The sequence below is a fragment of the Bradyrhizobium sp. SZCCHNS3002 genome (assembly GCF_032377435.1).
Taxonomy (GTDB): Bacteria; Pseudomonadota; Alphaproteobacteria; order Rhizobiales; family Xanthobacteraceae; genus Bradyrhizobium.
The window spans coordinates 252,512-267,076 of record NZ_JAUHHY010000001.1 but is presented as its reverse complement, the minus strand read 5'-3'; the positions used below and the strand labels follow the sequence as shown (position 1 = coordinate 267,076).

Below are 14,565 nucleotides of genomic sequence, written 5' to 3'. Positions count from 1 at the left end.
CGGCCGCCCATGGCAGGCTCCGGGAACCCTGTTTGGCTATGGGCCGAAGACCACCTTGTGCATGATCCGTCCAGGCATGAGCGTGAACAGTCCGGCAATCACGAGGGCGCCGGAGAACAGCGTGATCATGGCCCGGCGATGGGGCCCCACCCGATGGCGGTGCGCAGCCCACACCGCAACCGGCAGCACGGCCAGCGTATAGAGCGACAGCAGGTGAATCGGGCTGAAGGGACCGACCAGCCGGATGGTGTGAATCCAGAACGAGCTGGCCGCAACGGCGGCCATGAGAGCGACCCAGATCCAGCCGAGCGTTCGATGCGGCAAGGTCCCGTTCGGGGCTGCGAACTGGACCAGCCCCAGTGCGAACGCCGTCATCGCGGCGACAGCGTGCAGCAGGACGGCGGGCTCGGCGGCGAGCAGCGGTGCGAAGCTCATGCAACACCCCGGTGGTCAGGTTACGCACAGCTCAAGCGAACGAAACGTCAGACGCGCGCGATCGCCTGCAATGCGAGACCCGAGGTGATCGCCCCGGCTCCCGTCCCGACACGGACGGAAGCCACCTTGTATCGACCGAGGACGCAGGCGGCTCAGAACGGAATGTCGTCGTCCATGTCGCTGTTGCGTCCGCCACCGCCGGCCGAAGCGACTGCGCGGCGCGGCGGCGCCATCGACGGACCGCTGCTGCCGAAATCGCCGCCACCCATGTCATCGGAGAAGCTGCCGCCCCCGCCACCACGGCCATCGAGCATCGTCAGGGTCGAGTTGAAGCCCTGCAGGACGACCTCGGTCGAGTACTTCTCGACGCCGCTCTGGTCGGTCCATTTGCGGGTCTGCAGCGCGCCCTCGATGTAAACCTTGGCGCCCTTCTTCAGATACTGCTCGGCGACCTTGCAGAGACCTTCATTGAAGATCACCACACGGTGCCATTCGGTCTTTTCCTTGCGCTCGCCGGTCGCCTTGTCGCGCCACGTTTCCGACGTCGCAATGCTCAGATTGGCGATCGGCCGCCCATCCTGCGTACGCCGGATCTCGGGGTCCTTGCCGAGATTGCCGACCAGAATCACCTTGTTCACACTACCCGCCATCACCACTCTCCCGCGGTTCTCGATCATCGGACCGGCCGTCCACACCGGCCTCACGGCGTCCGGTGGCTAACCCTTCCTCTCGCGGCGGACCCTATACGGTTGCCGCGCGGTCCACCCGCCTCGTCCATTGTTTATCCACATATAGCAGGCGGACGGCCATTGTTCCAGTTTTGTTCGCGCGCCTGTGTCTACAACCGTGCGTCGAGTTCCAAGGAACCCGATGGAACCCAATGGAACCGCGAAAAAGTTCCGTCAATCACGAAAAAGCGATTAACTTTCATCAGCTTACATCGCCCCACTTCCTCCCCGCCTGTGGCTTTTGGGAGACGGTATCCAGGGTTGAATCGCGTATATTTGAGGACGGATTGGGGCCGCAAGCGTGGTCGCACCAACTTCACAGACGTGCGTCTCCGGGGACCATTTTGGAGACGCCCAAAGCGGGAGACTTGGGATGAAAAGAATTTTTCTTGGAGCTGTCAGCTTGATGGTCTTGGGGGCGCTGACGCCGGCGGGAGCCGCCGATCTCGCCGCCCGCCCGTACACGAAGGCCCCGGTGATGGCGCCCGCTCCGCTTCCGACCTGGGCCGGCTTCTATCTCGGTCTGCAGGGCGGTGGCGGCTGGGGCCGCAGCGATGAGACCTTCTTCGGTGCGCCGAATACGGCGATCTTTGCCGGCACGCAGCGTTACGACATCACCGGCGGCTTCGCCGGCGGCGTGATCGGCTACAATTGGCAGGTCGACAACATCGTGTTCGGCCTCGAGGGCGACTATCACTGGGCGGACATCGACGGCCGCTCGGCCGTGATCAACGCCGGCGTCGGTGACACCTACTTCACCAAGCTGCGCGGCTTCGGCGACATCAAGGGCCGGCTCGGCTGGGCCACGGGTCCGGCACTGCTCTTCGTCAGCGGCGGTGCCACGGTCGGCGATCTGCAGCACCGCTACGATGGCGTTCCCGGCAACGTGTTCGTGCAGAACGACTGGCGCTGGGGTTGGACGATCGGCGCCGGTGCCGAGTACATGTTCGCTCCGAACTGGTCGGCCAAGGTCGAGTACAACTATCTCGATTTCGGCAAGAGCTCGATCCAGTACTCCCCGGTCGCGACCAACCGCTCGGAGTGGAGCGACACCGTCCATACCGTCAAGGCCGGCATCTCCTACCACTTCGGTGGTCCGGGCATGTCGCGCTACTGATCGCACGCCAAAAGCGAATATGTCGAAAGGCCGGCCTCGCGCCGGCCTTTTTTTGCGTGCCAGAACCGGTACTTGCCGAGCCGTTGTGTCCTTTGGGTGACGGCTTTTTACGGCGGAAGGGGCTATCAAGGTCCGGCGGGTGGGCGTTGGTGAGAGCGTGCGTGCGGGCGTCGGACTTGGTTTGGGGAATGCGATGAGAAGGCTGTTGCTGGGGGCGACAACTTCGCTGGCGCTGGGGATTGCGCCGGCCATCGCTGCCGATCTGCCCGCGCGCACCTTCACCAAAGCGCCTGCGATGATCGCGACGATCTATGATTGGAGTGGTTTCTATGTCGGCCTGAACGCCGGCGGCGCATCCTCCCGCACCTGCTGGACCAACAAGGTCACTTTTGCCGGCGTCGCGGCGACCAATGCCGAGGGCTGCCATGATGCGACCGGCGCGCTGGCGGGCGGCCAGATCGGCTATCGCTGGCAGGCTGGCGGCTGGGTGTTCGGCGTCGAAGGTCAGGGCAACTGGGCCAACCTCAAGGGCAGCAACACCAGCCAGTTCGCCCCGGCCGTGACCAACCAGACCAAGATCAACGGCATCGGCGTGTTCACCGGCCAGGTCGGCTATTCCTGGAACAACGTGCTCTGGTACGTCAAGGGCGGCGCCGCGGTCGCAAGCGAGAAGTACAACGGTCTCGCCACGGCAACGGGCGCGGCTCTCGACCAGTCCAGCGCCACGCGCTGGGGGGCTGCGGTCGGCACCGGTGTCGAGGTCGGCTTCGCCAAGAACTGGTCGGTCGCAGCCGAATACGAGCACCTGTTCATGGGCAACCGCACCCTGGGCTTCTCCGGTGTTCCCGGCGGAGCCGCGGGCCGGACCGATGCGGTCGGCCAGGACGTCGACATGGCGACGGTCCGCGTCAACTATCGCTGGGGCGGTCCCGTCGTCTCCAAGCACTGACCCTCGAGGACAGGCACTCGAAGACTGGCGCGCTCGAAGACTGGCACTCGAGGCCTGACGCGCCAGGCGCTCACCATGCGTGCCCTCGGGACAGCTCCACGATCGGCGCGACGGCCGCCATCTTTACCCGCGCTTAAGCACGTTCGACACATCCCGCCGCACGCCTGCTGCCGATCACGAGTTTAGAAAGCAGTCTCTCCTACAACCAGCCACAGGCCACCTTCGCGTGGGCCCGGATCGGAGGGATCCGGTGCGAGGACAGTTATGGGACTGGGGAGAGACGAATGCAGAAGACGACCTTGATCTTGACCGCTGGAGCCGCGGCGCTGGGACTGGCGCCGGCCTCCGCGGCCGACTTCGCGACGCGCCCTTACAGCAAGGCGCCGCCGCCGGCCTATGTCACGCCGCTGCCGAGCTGGGCCGGGTTCTACCTCGGCGTCAATGGCGGCGCCGACTGGAGCCACAACTGCTGGACGCTCAATCGCGTCGGCGGCGTGCCGGTCGTGCCGGCCCAGTCCGAAGGCTGCCACAATGCCTCGAGCGGACTCATCGGCGGCCAGGTCGGCTATCGCTGGCAGGCGGCGAGCTGGGTGTTCGGCGTCGAGGCCCAGGGCGACTGGACCGACCTGAAGTCGTCGAACGCGAGCACGGCTGCGCTGGCTGCAGGCATCACCAACACCACCAAGACCGATGCGATCGGCCTGTTCACCGGCCAGGTCGGCTATGCCTGGGGCAACGTGCTCTGGTACGTGAAGGGCGGCGCGGCCGTCACCCACAACAAATACACCGGCACGGCGAATGCGGCTGCGCCCTTCCCGGTCGGCACGCTGCTGGATTCCGCCAGCGAGACCCGCTGGGGCGGCACCGTCGGCACCGGCGTCGAGTTCGGCTTCGCGCCAAACTGGTCGGTCGCCGTCGAGTACGACCACCTGTTCATGGGCTCGCGCGACATCAGCTTCCCGGCCACCGCCACCGTGCTGTCGCGCGTCGACACCATCAAGCAGGACATCGACATGGCGACCGTCCGAGTGAACTATCGATTCGGAGCGCCGATGGGCACCCGCTACTGAAAAAAAACCGCCACTCGCACGCATTCGGAAAGGCCGGCCTCCACGCCGGCCTTTTTCGTGTCAACAGCCCGGCAGCGTCGCGGCGTTTTTGTGCTAAATATATGATTTATAACGCTTTTTCGTTTCTGTGGCGGGCGCGTTACAGCGTCTCCGGGATGCCCTGTGTATGACTTGCCCATCGCTTGTCATTCCAACCTCCCGGGGGAGAATTTGATGAAGAAGTTGCTTGTGATCACGACGGCCCTCGCCGGCGTCGCGGCCGCCACGTCCGCGTCGGCGGCCGACATGGCGGCACGGCCCTACACCAAGGCGCCGCCCATGGTCGCGCAGATCCTGAGCTGGTCGGGCCTCTACGCCGGCATCCAGGGCGGCGGCGGCTGGGGCACCAGCAAGGAAACCTTCCTTGGCCGCTTCAATGCGCCGGGCTTCCTGGGCACCCAGAACTACAACACCAATGGCGGCTTCGTCGGCGGCGTGCTCGGCTACAATTGGCAGGTCGACAACGTCGTGTTCGGCCTCGAAGGCGACTATCACTGGGCCGACATCAACGGCCGCTCCGCAGTGGTCAATGCCGGCGTGGGCGACACCTTCTTCACCAAGCTGACCAGCTTCGGCGACATCAAGGGCCGCCTCGGCTACGCCGCAGGTCCCGCTCTGTTCTTCGTGAGCGGCGGTGCCGCCGTGGGCCAACTGCAGCACCGCTACGACGGCGTGCCGGGCAACGTCTTCAGCCAGACCACCACCCGCTGGGGCTACACGGTCGGCGCCGGCGCGGAATACATGTTCGCCCCGAACTGGTCGGCCAAGCTCGAGTACAACTATCTCGACTTCGGCAAGAGCGCGATCCAGTACAGCGCTTTCGCGACCAACCGCTCCGAGTGGAAGGACACCGTCCACACCGTCAAGGTCGGCCTCAGCTACCATTTCGGCGGCCCGGTCATTGCCAAATACTGATACCTGCAACCGACAGGTTCCGAGAAAGGCCGGCGAAAGCCGGCCTTTTTTGTTGCACCGATACCACCGTGCCGGCTCGCCACACACGGAACCAAGCAATTGAGTAACATAGGCTTTCTGGAACTGGGCCGTAAAAACGCGGTTTGGCCGCGAGTGTGTCTTCAGGGTGACGGTAATCCGTACGGAACCGGGCTATAGGAACCTCGTCAACTTGAACGGGTGAGTCTGTTTCGTGCGTAAGCTTATCGGTGCGATGCGGACTTCGAGGAATAAACTGGAGACTGGAATGAAGAAGATCTTGCTCGCGACCGTGGCCCTGGCCGCCCTGGCCGCTCCCGCTGCCGCCGCTGATCTCGCCGCACGCCCGACCTACACCAAGGCCCCGGTTCTCGCGCCGGTGCAGACCTGGACCGGTTTCTACATCGGTGCGATGGGTGGCTACGCCAATGAGGATGCTGACTTTGCGGCCATGAAGGGCGGCTTCGCCGGTGGCACCGTCGGCTACAACTGGCAGCAGGGTGCTGTCGTGTTCGGCCTCGAGGCCGATGCTGCCTGGGCTGACATCAATGCCTCCGTCGGCGCGCTTGGCGTGACCGCCGAATCGAAGATCCGTGACTGGGGCACCGTCCGTGGCCGCATCGGTTACGCCTTCGGCCCGACCCTGCTGTACGCCACCGGCGGTTACGCCTGGGCGGACAACCGCATCTCGCTGACGGCTCCGGGCGTCGCCGTTTCGGACAGCAAGATCCACTCGGGCTGGACCGTCGGCGCAGGCGTCGAGTACATGTTTGCCCCGAACTGGTCGCTGAAGGGCGAGTATCTCTACAAGAGCTTCGGTGGCGAGAGCTACACCTTCACCGGCCTCGGCACGCTCGCGACCGGCACGCTCAACGTGCATTCCGGTCAGGTCGGCATCAACTACCACTTCTAAGAACGTCGCCTCCGGGCCAACGCACACAGCCTCCGCTCTGCCAGAGCGGAGGCTTTTTCTTTGCGGGATCGCGCACAGGGCCGGACGGAACCGGCAGCCTCCTGCCATTCGCTGCCATTCCCTGAGCGCATTGTTGATGATTCGCTGACGGTACTGGAAATCCGGCCACGTTCTTCCTACGTTCCGACGATACCTTTTCCCTCTGGCGTCCGATGGCCGGCTCCCGGCAGAACGCGCCTGCAACAATGGCGCGGTCTCGCGCCGTGGGACGATCGTCATGGATGAAGTGCTCAAGGCCAAGCAGCGCGCGCAAGCCAACCAGTCGAGCCTGCGGGCCATCACCATCCGCGGCGCCCGCGAGCACAATCTGAAAAACATCGACGTCGAGATCCCGCGCGACAGGCTGGTGGTGTTCACCGGGCTGTCCGGCTCCGGCAAATCCTCGCTCGCCTTCGACACCATCTATGCCGAGGGCCAGCGCCGCTACGTCGAATCGCTGTCGGCCTATGCACGCCAGTTCCTGGAGATGATGCAGAAGCCGGATGTCGACCAGATCGACGGCTTGTCGCCGGCGATCTCGATCGAGCAGAAGACGACCTCGAAGAATCCGCGCTCGACGGTGGGCACCGTCACCGAGATCTACGACTACATGCGCCTGCTGTGGGCGCGCGTCGGCGTGCCCTACTCGCCGGCCACCGGCCTGCCGATCGAGAGCCAGACCGTGTCGCAGATGGTCGACCGCGTGCTGGCGCTGCCCGAAGGCACCCGCCTCTATCTGTTGGCCCCGGTCGTGCGCGGCCGCAAGGGCGAGTACAAGAAGGAACTCGCCGAATATCTCAAGAAGGGCTTTCAGCGCGTCAAGATCGACGGCACCTTCCATGAGCTCGCCGAGGCGCCCACGCTCGACAAAAAGTTCCCGCACGACATCGATGTCGTCGTCGACCGTATCGTCGTGCGCCCCGATATCGGCCAGCGCCTGGCGGAGAGCTTCGAGACCGCGCTGAAGCTCGCCGAGGGCTTGGCCGTGATCGAGTTCGCGGATGCAGCCCCTTCCTCGTCATCACCGGGCCGCGCCGAAGGCGCGAGACCCGGTGATCCATCCTCTTCGAAGGAGATGGATGGCCGGGTCAAGCCCGGCCATGACGAGAAGAAGAAGGTGGCCAAGATCCACGACAAGAGCGGGCCCGAGCGCATCCTGTTCTCCGAGAAGTTCGCCTGCCCGGTGTCCGGCTTCACCATCCCCGAGATCGAGCCGCGGCTGTTCTCGTTCAACAACCCCTATGGCGCGTGCCCCGAATGCGGCGGCCTCGGCGTCGAGCAGCACGTCGATGCCGACCTCGTGATCCCCGACAAGGACGTCACGCTGCGCAAGGGCGCGATCGCGCCGTGGGCCAAGTCGTCATCGCCCTACTACCTGCAGACGCTGACCGCGCTGGGGAAGTTCTACAAGTTCACGCTCGACACTAAGTGGAAGGATCTGCCGAAGAAGACGCAGAACGCGCTGCTGCACGGCTCCGGCGACGACGAGATCAAGTTCACCTATGAGGACGGCGTTCGCGCCTACGACACCAAGAAGCCGTTCGAGGGCGTGATCACCAACATCGAGCGCCGCTTCCGCGAGACCGAGAGCGAATGGGCGCGCGAGGAGCTCGGCAAGTACTTCAACGACGTGCCCTGCGCCGGCTGCAAGGGTTTCCGGCTCAAGCCCGAGGCGCTGTGCGTCAAGGTCGGCGGCAAGCACATCGGCGAAATCAGCGATCTCTCCGTCAAGGCTGCCGGCGAATGGTTTGCCGAGGTGCCGAAGGCCCTGAACGCGCAGCAGACCGAGATCGCCACCCGCATCCTCAAGGAGATCCGCGACCGCCTGACCTTCCTGCTCGATGTCGGCTTGAACTACCTGACCCTGGCGCGCTCCTCCGGCACCTTGTCCGGCGGCGAGAGCCAGCGCATCCGCCTGGCCTCGCAGATCGGCTCGGGGCTGACGGGTGTGCTCTACGTGCTGGACGAGCCGTCGATCGGCCTGCACCAGCGCGACAATGCCCGCCTGCTCGACACGCTGAAGCGGCTGCGCGACCTCGGCAACACCGTGATCGTGGTCGAGCATGACGAGGATGCCATTCGCCTCGCCGACTACGTGCTCGACATCGGCCCCGGCGCCGGCACCCATGGCGGCAACATCGTCGCCGAGGGCACGCCGGCCGAGATCATGCGCAATCCGGCGTCGCTGACCGGCAAATATCTCACCGGCGAGCTCGAGGTCGAGGTACCCGAGCGGCGGCCACCGAACCATCGCCGCACCATCAAGGTCGTCAACGCCCGCGGCAACAATCTGAAGAACGTCTCCGCCGAGATTCCGCTCGGCCTGTTCACGGCGATCACCGGCGTGTCCGGCGGCGGCAAGTCGACGCTGCTGATCGACACGCTGTACAAGGCGATCGCGCGCAAGCTCAACGGCGCCAACGAGGCGGCGGCGCCGCACGACCGCATCGAGGGCCTGGAGCACATCGACAAGATCATCGACATCGACCAGTCGCCGATCGGCCGCACCCCGCGCTCCAACCCCGCGACCTATACCGGCGCGTTCACGCCGATCCGCGAATGGTTCGCCGGCCTGCCGGAATCGAAGGCGCGCGGCTACGAGCCCGGCCGCTTCTCCTTCAACGTCAAGGGCGGCCGCTGCGAGGCCTGCCAGGGCGACGGCGTCATCAAGATCGAGATGCACTTTTTGCCCGACGTCTACGTCACCTGCGATGTCTGCAAGGGCAAGCGCTACAACCGCGAGACGCTCGACGTCCTGTTCAAGGGCAAGTCGATCGCCGACGTGCTAGACATGACCGTCGAGGAGGCCGCCGAGTTCTTCAAGGCGGTGCCGCGCGTGCGCGACACCTTCGAGACCTTGCGCCGCGTCGGCCTCGACTACATCCATGTCGGCCAACAGGCCACCACGCTCTCAGGCGGCGAGGCGCAGCGCGTCAAGCTCGCCAAGGAATTGTCCAAGCGCGCCACCGGCCGCACGCTCTACATCCTGGATGAGCCGACCACCGGCCTGCACTTCCACGACGTCAAGAAGCTTTTGGAGGTGCTGCACGAGCTGGTCGCCCAGGGCAACACGGTCGTCGTCATCGAGCACAATCTCGAGGTCATCAAGACCGCCGACTGGGTCATCGACCTCGGCCCCGAAGGCGGCGACGGCGGCGGCGAGATCGTCGCCTGGGGCCCGCCCGAGGACATCGTCAAGGCCCCGCGCAGCTACACCGGGCAGTTCCTGAAGCCGGTGCTGGAGAAGTCGGCCAAGCCGAAGAAGCGCAGCCGCGGCGCCGCGAGCGAGGCGGCGGAGTAGTTCCGTCGCGCCGTCATTGCGAGCGAAGCGAAGCAATACAGGGCCGAACCCGAGCCTCCGGATTGCTTCGTCGCTTTTTGTCCCTCGCAATGAGGGGCGATGGATAAACGTCCTCTCCAAAAAGCGAAGCCCGCCGCTCGATCACGAGCGGCGGGCTTCGTCTGTCTGCTCACGTACAACTCACCAGCGATAGTACCCGCTGCGCGTGCCGTTGTTGTTGCCGCCGGGCCCGACATCGCCCTGGGTCGAGCTCGGAGTCGGATGGTTGGTGCCGTTGTAGCCGGCGCCCCAGCCCGGGCCGTCATACGGGCCCGGCGCGACCGCGACGTAGCCTTCCTCATAGACCGGACCCGGCGCCCAGGCGAAGGAATCGCGGTAGGCGTAGGTGCTGGTGACCTGGCCGCCATAGCCGTAGCCACCCGGGCCATACTCGCCGGCTGAAGCGGCGGCGGTGCCGGCAACCAGCGTGACCGCGGTCAAGGCCGCCAAACCAAACATGCGCCTCATGAACTTGCTCCTTCGTTCCTAATTATCGCGGAGCAAACAACGTGAGGACCCTGCCGGTTCCGCGGCAGGTCACGACAATGCTGCGACACAACGCTTCGCTCACATTGCCGCGATTGAATGATCCAACGCGGCTGTCTCTCGGTAGCTCCTTGCGGAAGACAAGCCCGCCGCTCGTGTCCGGGCGGCGGGCTTGTCGACTGGACGCTGACTTATCTGACAGCGATTACCACTGACGATAGACGCCGGTCAGCGTGCCGTTGTTGTTGCCGGACGGACCGACATCGCCCTGGGTCGAGCCCGGGGTCGGATGGTTGGTGCCATTGTAGCCGCCGCCCCAGGCCACTGGGCCAGCCACCGGACCGGGCGCGTAGGCCGGCGCCGGCGCTGCGCCATACACCGGCTCGGAATCCGTGGTCTGCGCCGGCGGCACCCAGGCCATGGAGTCGCCGAAACGGGCATAGCCCTGCGCCGACGCGGCGGCGGTGCCGATCACCACGGTGGCTGCGGCCAGCGCGGCCATCTTGATCGTGCGTTGCATGTCTCTCTCCTTGCTTCTGTGCGGGGTCAACCACCGCACCGCGCAAGGCGTTCCTGCAGCGCACACTCACAAAAATCGTGATGAAAGGTTGATTGGCCGCCGCACCGAGCCCCCTTGCAGGACTGAGCGAACCCAGCCCCGCAAAAGCTCCCCTGCGACGCTCAGGCCGCGACGGCGACCGCCCGCGGCCGCGCCACGCCGGTCTTGGTCACTCCCGGCAGGGGCGGCGCCTTCGTGCCGGTCGCATGCGGGAAATACTGCAGCTGCATGGAATGCATGTAGCCGGCTTCCGCGGTCCAGGAGTCGTTCGCCTCGACGATCGGCGTGATCGTGAACAGGTCCGGATTGCTCGGCGCAATCGCGGTATAGGTCGGGATCGATGCGCTGAGCCACTCGAGCGGTTTGTAGATCGAGTAGTAGTTGGTGTCCTTCAGGACAGGCGCCGGCGGCGGATAGGTGCCGAGAATCCCGTTCAGGTTGGCCCAGCCCATCGGCACGATGTCGTTGCTGTTGACCGCCGCGTAATAGGTGTAGCTCTTCGCGAAGGTCGCCGCGAATCCCGCGTTCCACATCGTCGGAGCCGCGAAGGTGTGCGGCCACAGCGTGAACTTCAGCGACGAGTTCAGCTTCGGCAGCTGATCCTGCAGCCATGCCGTCGCCGCCACGGCGAGCGCGCCGCCGAGGCTGTGCCCGGTCACCATCAGTTGCAGGTTCTGCTTGGCCGCGAGGCCGCGCAGATAGTCCAGCAGCGACAGGTCCGTCGTGGGATCGGTGAGCGCGATGACCAGCGCCAGCGCGTCGTTGATTCCGGCGCTGATCTGGAGCGGCGCGCCGGCCTGCTGCGGATACAGCCACGGCACCTGGAAAACCGCGTCGGCATCGGCGAGCACGTTCTCGAAGGCGCCGGCGACCGAGCCGTCGACATCGGTGCCGCGGAACGCCAGCGCATAGCTGCCGTCGCTGCCTTGCGCGACATAGGCGAGCACGCCGTTGTTGACCGCCGGGCCCCAGACGAGCGACCACGGACCGTTCGCGGCGCCCGATGGGACGGACTTCAGCATCGTCACGAAATCGCTCGGCTGAACCGCATCGAGCGCATCGTCGATATAGGCGAAGTAGGACAGATAGGCTGCAGCAACCTTGTTGAGGGCCATGTGAAATCTCTCTGGCTTGAATGATGAAAACAATTTCGATCAAATCGGGCAGGCAGACCCTGATCCGCCGGCGCACCGCGATCATAGACCGCGTCATCTCCAGGTGCACATCACAACATGTTCAACCCCTGATCATCGAACGTCGCCATGGCGCTGCGAGACGCAATGGTCGCGTCTCATTGCGCCCCGCCCCTCCCATTGCTATGGCGCAGGGCTGTCGCAGCACGACACGCCTCGACGATCATCAGCCCCTCGCCACGCTCACCCCGCGCGATGCCATATTCTCTCGTCATCTTCGATCTCGACGGCACCCTCGCCGACAGCTTCCCGTGGTTTCGGGTCCACGTGAATGCGGTCGCCGCGCGCTTCGGCTTTCGCCAGGTGAAGGACGAGGACATCGACGGGCTGCGCCATGCCTCGACCCGCGAGATCCTCGATTTCCTCCAGGTGCCGCGCTGGAAGCTGCCCTTCATCGCGCGCCACGTGCGCCGCCTGAAGACGGCGCATGCCGCAAGCATTCCGCTGTTTGCAGGCGTCGACATCATGCTCGACACGCTTGCCGCGAACGGCACGACGCTCGCATTGGTCTCGTCGGACAGCGAGGCCAACGCGCGGCAGAAGCTCGGATTGCGCGCCGGTCTGTTCGCCGATTTCGATTGCTCGGCCTCGGTGTTCGGCAAGGCACGCAAGTTCCGCCGCGTGCTGAAGCGGCTGCGCGTCGACCCGGCCCGGGCCATCGCGATCGGCGACGAGACCCGCGACATCGAGGCGGCGCGCGCCGCCGGCATTGCCTTCGGCGCGGTGACATGGGGCTATGCCGCGGAGCAGGCGCTGCGCGACCAGCGACCGGAGATGCTGTTCACGCGGGTGGAAGAGATCGTGGAGCGGCTGGTCGTGCATGCCGGACGAGATCCGTAGCCTGCATCGGCGCCGGGATGCAGGGACAATGACGAACCTCGATACCTGCCCGCGTCTTTGTGAGCGCCTCGTCAAAGCCCGGATGAGCGCAGCGACATCCGGGGTCATCGCCGGCGTCGCAGAAGAACCCGGATATCGCTGCGCTCATCCGGGCTACAGTCCGTGCCCAGCGCCTCACCGCCGCAGGAACGCGCCGAAGGCGCGCGGACCGTCGCCGACCTTGATCTCTCCCGTGACCTTCAGCGCGGCCACGTCGATGACGCTCAGGATGTTGCTCTCCCAATTGGCGACGATGACGCACTGGCCGTCGGCGGTCGCCTCGATGCCCTCCGGATAGTCGCCGACACTGATGCGCTTGAGCGGCTGCAGGCTCGCCAGGTCGAACACGCTGACCGTGCCGTCATACTGGTCGGTGGCGAAGCCCCTGCCCTGCGCCAGCGCCACCGCATAGGGCCGCAAGCCGGTCTTGACCCGGCCGATCTCGCGGCGCCCGGCGAGGTCGATCACCGAGACGTCGTTGGAGGCGACATTTGCCGTGTAGGCGCGCTTGCCCTCGGCGTCGATGGTCACACCGAACGGCCGCGCGCCGACCTTGATGGTCGCGAGCCGCTGGCGCGTCGCCGTGTCGATCACCGAGACCATGTCGTCGTCGCGGTCGGCGGAGAGCAGCAGCTTGCCGTCGGGGGTCACCGCAAGCCCCGAAGGCGAGGCGCCGACCGTGATGCTGCCGCTCACCGTCCGGGTCTTCGCATCGATCACGCGGATCGCGGCGTTGTACCAGTCGGCGACGTACACCGTCGAACCGTCCGGCGTCACCGCTATGCCGAGCGGCCCGCCACCGACCTCGATGCGGCCGACGACTTTTCGCTCGGCAGCATCGACGACGCTGACGGTCTTGTCGTCCGGACTCGCGATATAGGCGAAGCGGCCGTCTGCGGCGACGGCAACGCCGGCCGGCTTGCCGCCGATCGGAATCGTTGCCACCGGCTTGGAGGTCACGAGATCGACGATCGTCAGATCGTCGCTGAGCTGATTGGTGACGAAGGCTTCCTCGGCGTGAGCTGCGGTGCCAAGGGCGAGCAAAGCACCAAGCAGAAGGGCTCGAATATGATTAGAGAGACGACAAACGCTGCGGCCGCGGTCTCCGTCTTTACCTCGCCCCGCTTGCGGGGACGCGACGAGCTTCGCTCGCACTGAGAGGTCGGATTGCATCGGAGATGCAATCCGGGTGAGGGGGTACAGGTCCCTCTGTTCACACCACCCGTGCGGCTGCCCCTCACCCCAGCCCTCTCCCCGTGAAGGACGGGGAGAGGGAGCGCACCGCTGACCGGGCGACATCTTCCGCCTTGCGCTCAGCTGCCGCTCTCCACCTTCTTCTTCAGGCCCTCGAGCCCGCCCTTGTAGAGCCCACTCACCGCGTTGACCGCGGCCTCGTCGTTCAGCTCCGGCGGCGGGTCGTTGTTGGGGAAGCCGCGGTAGAACGCGCCGGTCCATTCGACCACGCTGCCCTTGCCGTCAGCGCTCGGCGTCACCGCGATGGTCGACGAGTAGTTCGTCACCGGCAGCACCTTCACGTCGACGGCGGTGATGCGATACGAATAGCTCATCTTCTCGGCGTCGTATTTGTAGAGCTCCTCGTCGACGGTCGCGCCGCCCTTCAAGGTCAGCTTGCGCGTTGCGCCGATCTCGTTGCCCTTGTCGCCCGCGGTCTTGTCGACGATGCCGAGCCAGCTCATGTCCTGGAAGTTGCCGATCACGGCCCACACCTTGGCGGGCGCGGCGTTGATCTCCACGTGCTCCTGCACCTTGCGCCGGGTGGGCCCATGCGCTTCCGCCATCGTCAGGGTCGTGATTGTCAGGGCCGTCGTCGCGATCGCGAGCGCCGTCCTTGCGGTCAGCGCCTTGCCGAACACCATCCTCATCT

At 65.5% G+C, this 14,565-nt stretch carries 14 protein-coding genes; 7 read left to right on the top strand and 7 right to left on the bottom strand.

Going from position 1 to position 14,565, the window contains the following annotated elements; genetic code table 11:
- Positions 1 to 36: 36 nt before the first annotated feature.
- Both QW845_RS01255 and QW845_RS01250 read right to left on the bottom strand, forming a co-directional pair.
- Positions 37 to 435, bottom strand: coding sequence for a DUF2306 domain-containing protein (locus QW845_RS01255; RefSeq protein ID WP_315799856.1), 399 nt, complete (start codon positions 433 to 435; stop codon positions 37 to 39).
- A gap of 152 nt (positions 436 to 587) precedes the next feature.
- Positions 588 to 1,085: a single-stranded DNA-binding protein gene (locus QW845_RS01250; RefSeq protein WP_315711764.1), complete on the bottom strand. Its 498-nt coding sequence runs from the start codon at positions 1,083 to 1,085 to the stop codon at positions 588 to 590.
- A 451-nt stretch (positions 1,086 to 1,536) separates the two neighbouring features.
- On the opposite strand from QW845_RS01250, the gene QW845_RS01245 reads away from it, so the two are divergent.
- The 6 genes from QW845_RS01245 (at position 1,537) to uvrA (ending at position 9,524) form a co-directional block, all read left to right on the top strand.
- On the top strand, positions 1,537 to 2,280 hold the full coding sequence (locus QW845_RS01245) for a porin family protein (RefSeq protein WP_315799855.1): 744 nt from the start codon (positions 1,537 to 1,539) through the stop codon (positions 2,278 to 2,280).
- A gap of 193 nt (positions 2,281 to 2,473) precedes the next feature.
- Positions 2,474 to 3,229: an outer membrane protein gene (locus QW845_RS01240; RefSeq protein WP_315799854.1), complete on the top strand. Its 756-nt coding sequence runs from the start codon at positions 2,474 to 2,476 to the stop codon at positions 3,227 to 3,229.
- 284 nt (positions 3,230 to 3,513) lie between these two features.
- Positions 3,514 to 4,299: an outer membrane protein gene (locus QW845_RS01235; RefSeq protein ID WP_315799853.1), complete on the top strand. Its 786-nt coding sequence runs from the start codon at positions 3,514 to 3,516 to the stop codon at positions 4,297 to 4,299.
- A 213-nt stretch (positions 4,300 to 4,512) separates the two neighbouring features.
- Positions 4,513 to 5,253 (top strand): outer membrane protein, encoded by a 741-nt coding sequence (locus tag QW845_RS01230; protein WP_315799852.1) that lies wholly within the window; start codon positions 4,513 to 4,515, stop codon positions 5,251 to 5,253.
- A 286-nt stretch (positions 5,254 to 5,539) separates the two neighbouring features.
- The gene (locus tag QW845_RS01225; protein WP_315799851.1) at positions 5,540 to 6,184 is read left to right on the top strand and encodes a porin family protein; all 645 of its coding nucleotides are present in this window, start codon (positions 5,540 to 5,542) and stop codon (positions 6,182 to 6,184) included.
- Positions 6,185 to 6,461: 277 nt separating this feature from the next.
- Positions 6,462 to 9,524 (top strand): excinuclease ABC subunit UvrA, encoded by a 3,063-nt coding sequence (uvrA, locus tag QW845_RS01220; protein ID WP_315799850.1) that lies wholly within the window; start codon positions 6,462 to 6,464, stop codon positions 9,522 to 9,524.
- 180 nt (positions 9,525 to 9,704) lie between these two features.
- Here the strand turns inward: uvrA and QW845_RS01215 are convergent, their stop codons facing one another.
- From QW845_RS01215 to QW845_RS01205, 3 genes are all read right to left on the bottom strand, one after another.
- The gene (locus QW845_RS01215) at positions 9,705 to 10,031 is read right to left on the bottom strand and encodes a hypothetical protein (protein ID WP_315799849.1); all 327 of its coding nucleotides are present in this window, start codon (positions 10,029 to 10,031) and stop codon (positions 9,705 to 9,707) included.
- A 223-nt stretch (positions 10,032 to 10,254) separates the two neighbouring features.
- Entirely contained in the window at positions 10,255 to 10,569 is a 315-nt protein-coding gene (locus tag QW845_RS01210; protein WP_315799848.1) for a hypothetical protein, read from the bottom strand.
- A gap of 161 nt (positions 10,570 to 10,730) precedes the next feature.
- The gene (locus tag QW845_RS01205; protein WP_315799847.1) at positions 10,731 to 11,723 is read right to left on the bottom strand and encodes a lipase family protein; all 993 of its coding nucleotides are present in this window, start codon (positions 11,721 to 11,723) and stop codon (positions 10,731 to 10,733) included.
- A 273-nt stretch (positions 11,724 to 11,996) separates the two neighbouring features.
- On the opposite strand from QW845_RS01205, the gene QW845_RS01200 reads away from it, so the two are divergent.
- Entirely contained in the window at positions 11,997 to 12,641 is a 645-nt protein-coding gene (locus tag QW845_RS01200) for an HAD hydrolase-like protein (RefSeq protein ID WP_315799846.1), read from the top strand.
- A gap of 174 nt (positions 12,642 to 12,815) precedes the next feature.
- Here QW845_RS01200 and QW845_RS01195 read toward each other — a convergent pair whose 3' ends face one another.
- Complete coding sequence (locus tag QW845_RS01195; RefSeq protein ID WP_315800419.1) at positions 12,816 to 13,748, bottom strand: cytochrome D1 domain-containing protein; 933 nt, start codon at positions 13,746 to 13,748, stop codon at positions 12,816 to 12,818.
- Positions 13,749 to 13,993: 245 nt separating this feature from the next.
- Complete coding sequence (locus QW845_RS01190; RefSeq protein WP_315799845.1) at positions 13,994 to 14,563, bottom strand: SRPBCC family protein; 570 nt, start codon at positions 14,561 to 14,563, stop codon at positions 13,994 to 13,996.
- Between the last annotated feature and the right edge of the window lie 2 nt (positions 14,564 to 14,565).

What these genes read in the sequence shown, in the direction of transcription:
- QW845_RS01230 (WP_315799852.1), top strand. Translation starts at nt 4,513, where the DNA reads ATGAAGAAGTTGCTTGTGATCACGACGGCCCTCGCCGGCGTCGCGGCC.
- QW845_RS01205 (WP_315799847.1), bottom strand. Translation starts at nt 11,723, where the DNA reads ATGGCCCTCAACAAGGTTGCTGCAGCCTATCTGTCCTACTTCGCCTAT.
- uvrA (WP_315799850.1), top strand. Translation starts at nt 6,462, where the DNA reads ATGGATGAAGTGCTCAAGGCCAAGCAGCGCGCGCAAGCCAACCAGTCG.
- QW845_RS01225 (WP_315799851.1), top strand. Translation starts at nt 5,540, where the DNA reads ATGAAGAAGATCTTGCTCGCGACCGTGGCCCTGGCCGCCCTGGCCGCT.
- QW845_RS01210 (WP_315799848.1), bottom strand. Translation starts at nt 10,569, where the DNA reads ATGCAACGCACGATCAAGATGGCCGCGCTGGCCGCAGCCACCGTGGTG.
- QW845_RS01200 (WP_315799846.1), top strand. Translation starts at nt 11,997, where the DNA reads ATGCCATATTCTCTCGTCATCTTCGATCTCGACGGCACCCTCGCCGAC.
- QW845_RS01215 (WP_315799849.1), bottom strand. Translation starts at nt 10,031, where the DNA reads ATGAGGCGCATGTTTGGTTTGGCGGCCTTGACCGCGGTCACGCTGGTT.
- QW845_RS01235 (WP_315799853.1), top strand. Translation starts at nt 3,514, where the DNA reads ATGCAGAAGACGACCTTGATCTTGACCGCTGGAGCCGCGGCGCTGGGA.
- QW845_RS01245 (WP_315799855.1), top strand. Translation starts at nt 1,537, where the DNA reads ATGAAAAGAATTTTTCTTGGAGCTGTCAGCTTGATGGTCTTGGGGGCG.
- QW845_RS01255 (WP_315799856.1), bottom strand. Translation starts at nt 435, where the DNA reads ATGAGCTTCGCACCGCTGCTCGCCGCCGAGCCCGCCGTCCTGCTGCAC.
- QW845_RS01250 (WP_315711764.1), bottom strand. Translation starts at nt 1,085, where the DNA reads ATGGCGGGTAGTGTGAACAAGGTGATTCTGGTCGGCAATCTCGGCAAG.
- QW845_RS01240 (WP_315799854.1), top strand. Translation starts at nt 2,474, where the DNA reads ATGAGAAGGCTGTTGCTGGGGGCGACAACTTCGCTGGCGCTGGGGATT.
- QW845_RS01190 (WP_315799845.1), bottom strand. Translation starts at nt 14,563, where the DNA reads ATGAGGATGGTGTTCGGCAAGGCGCTGACCGCAAGGACGGCGCTCGCG.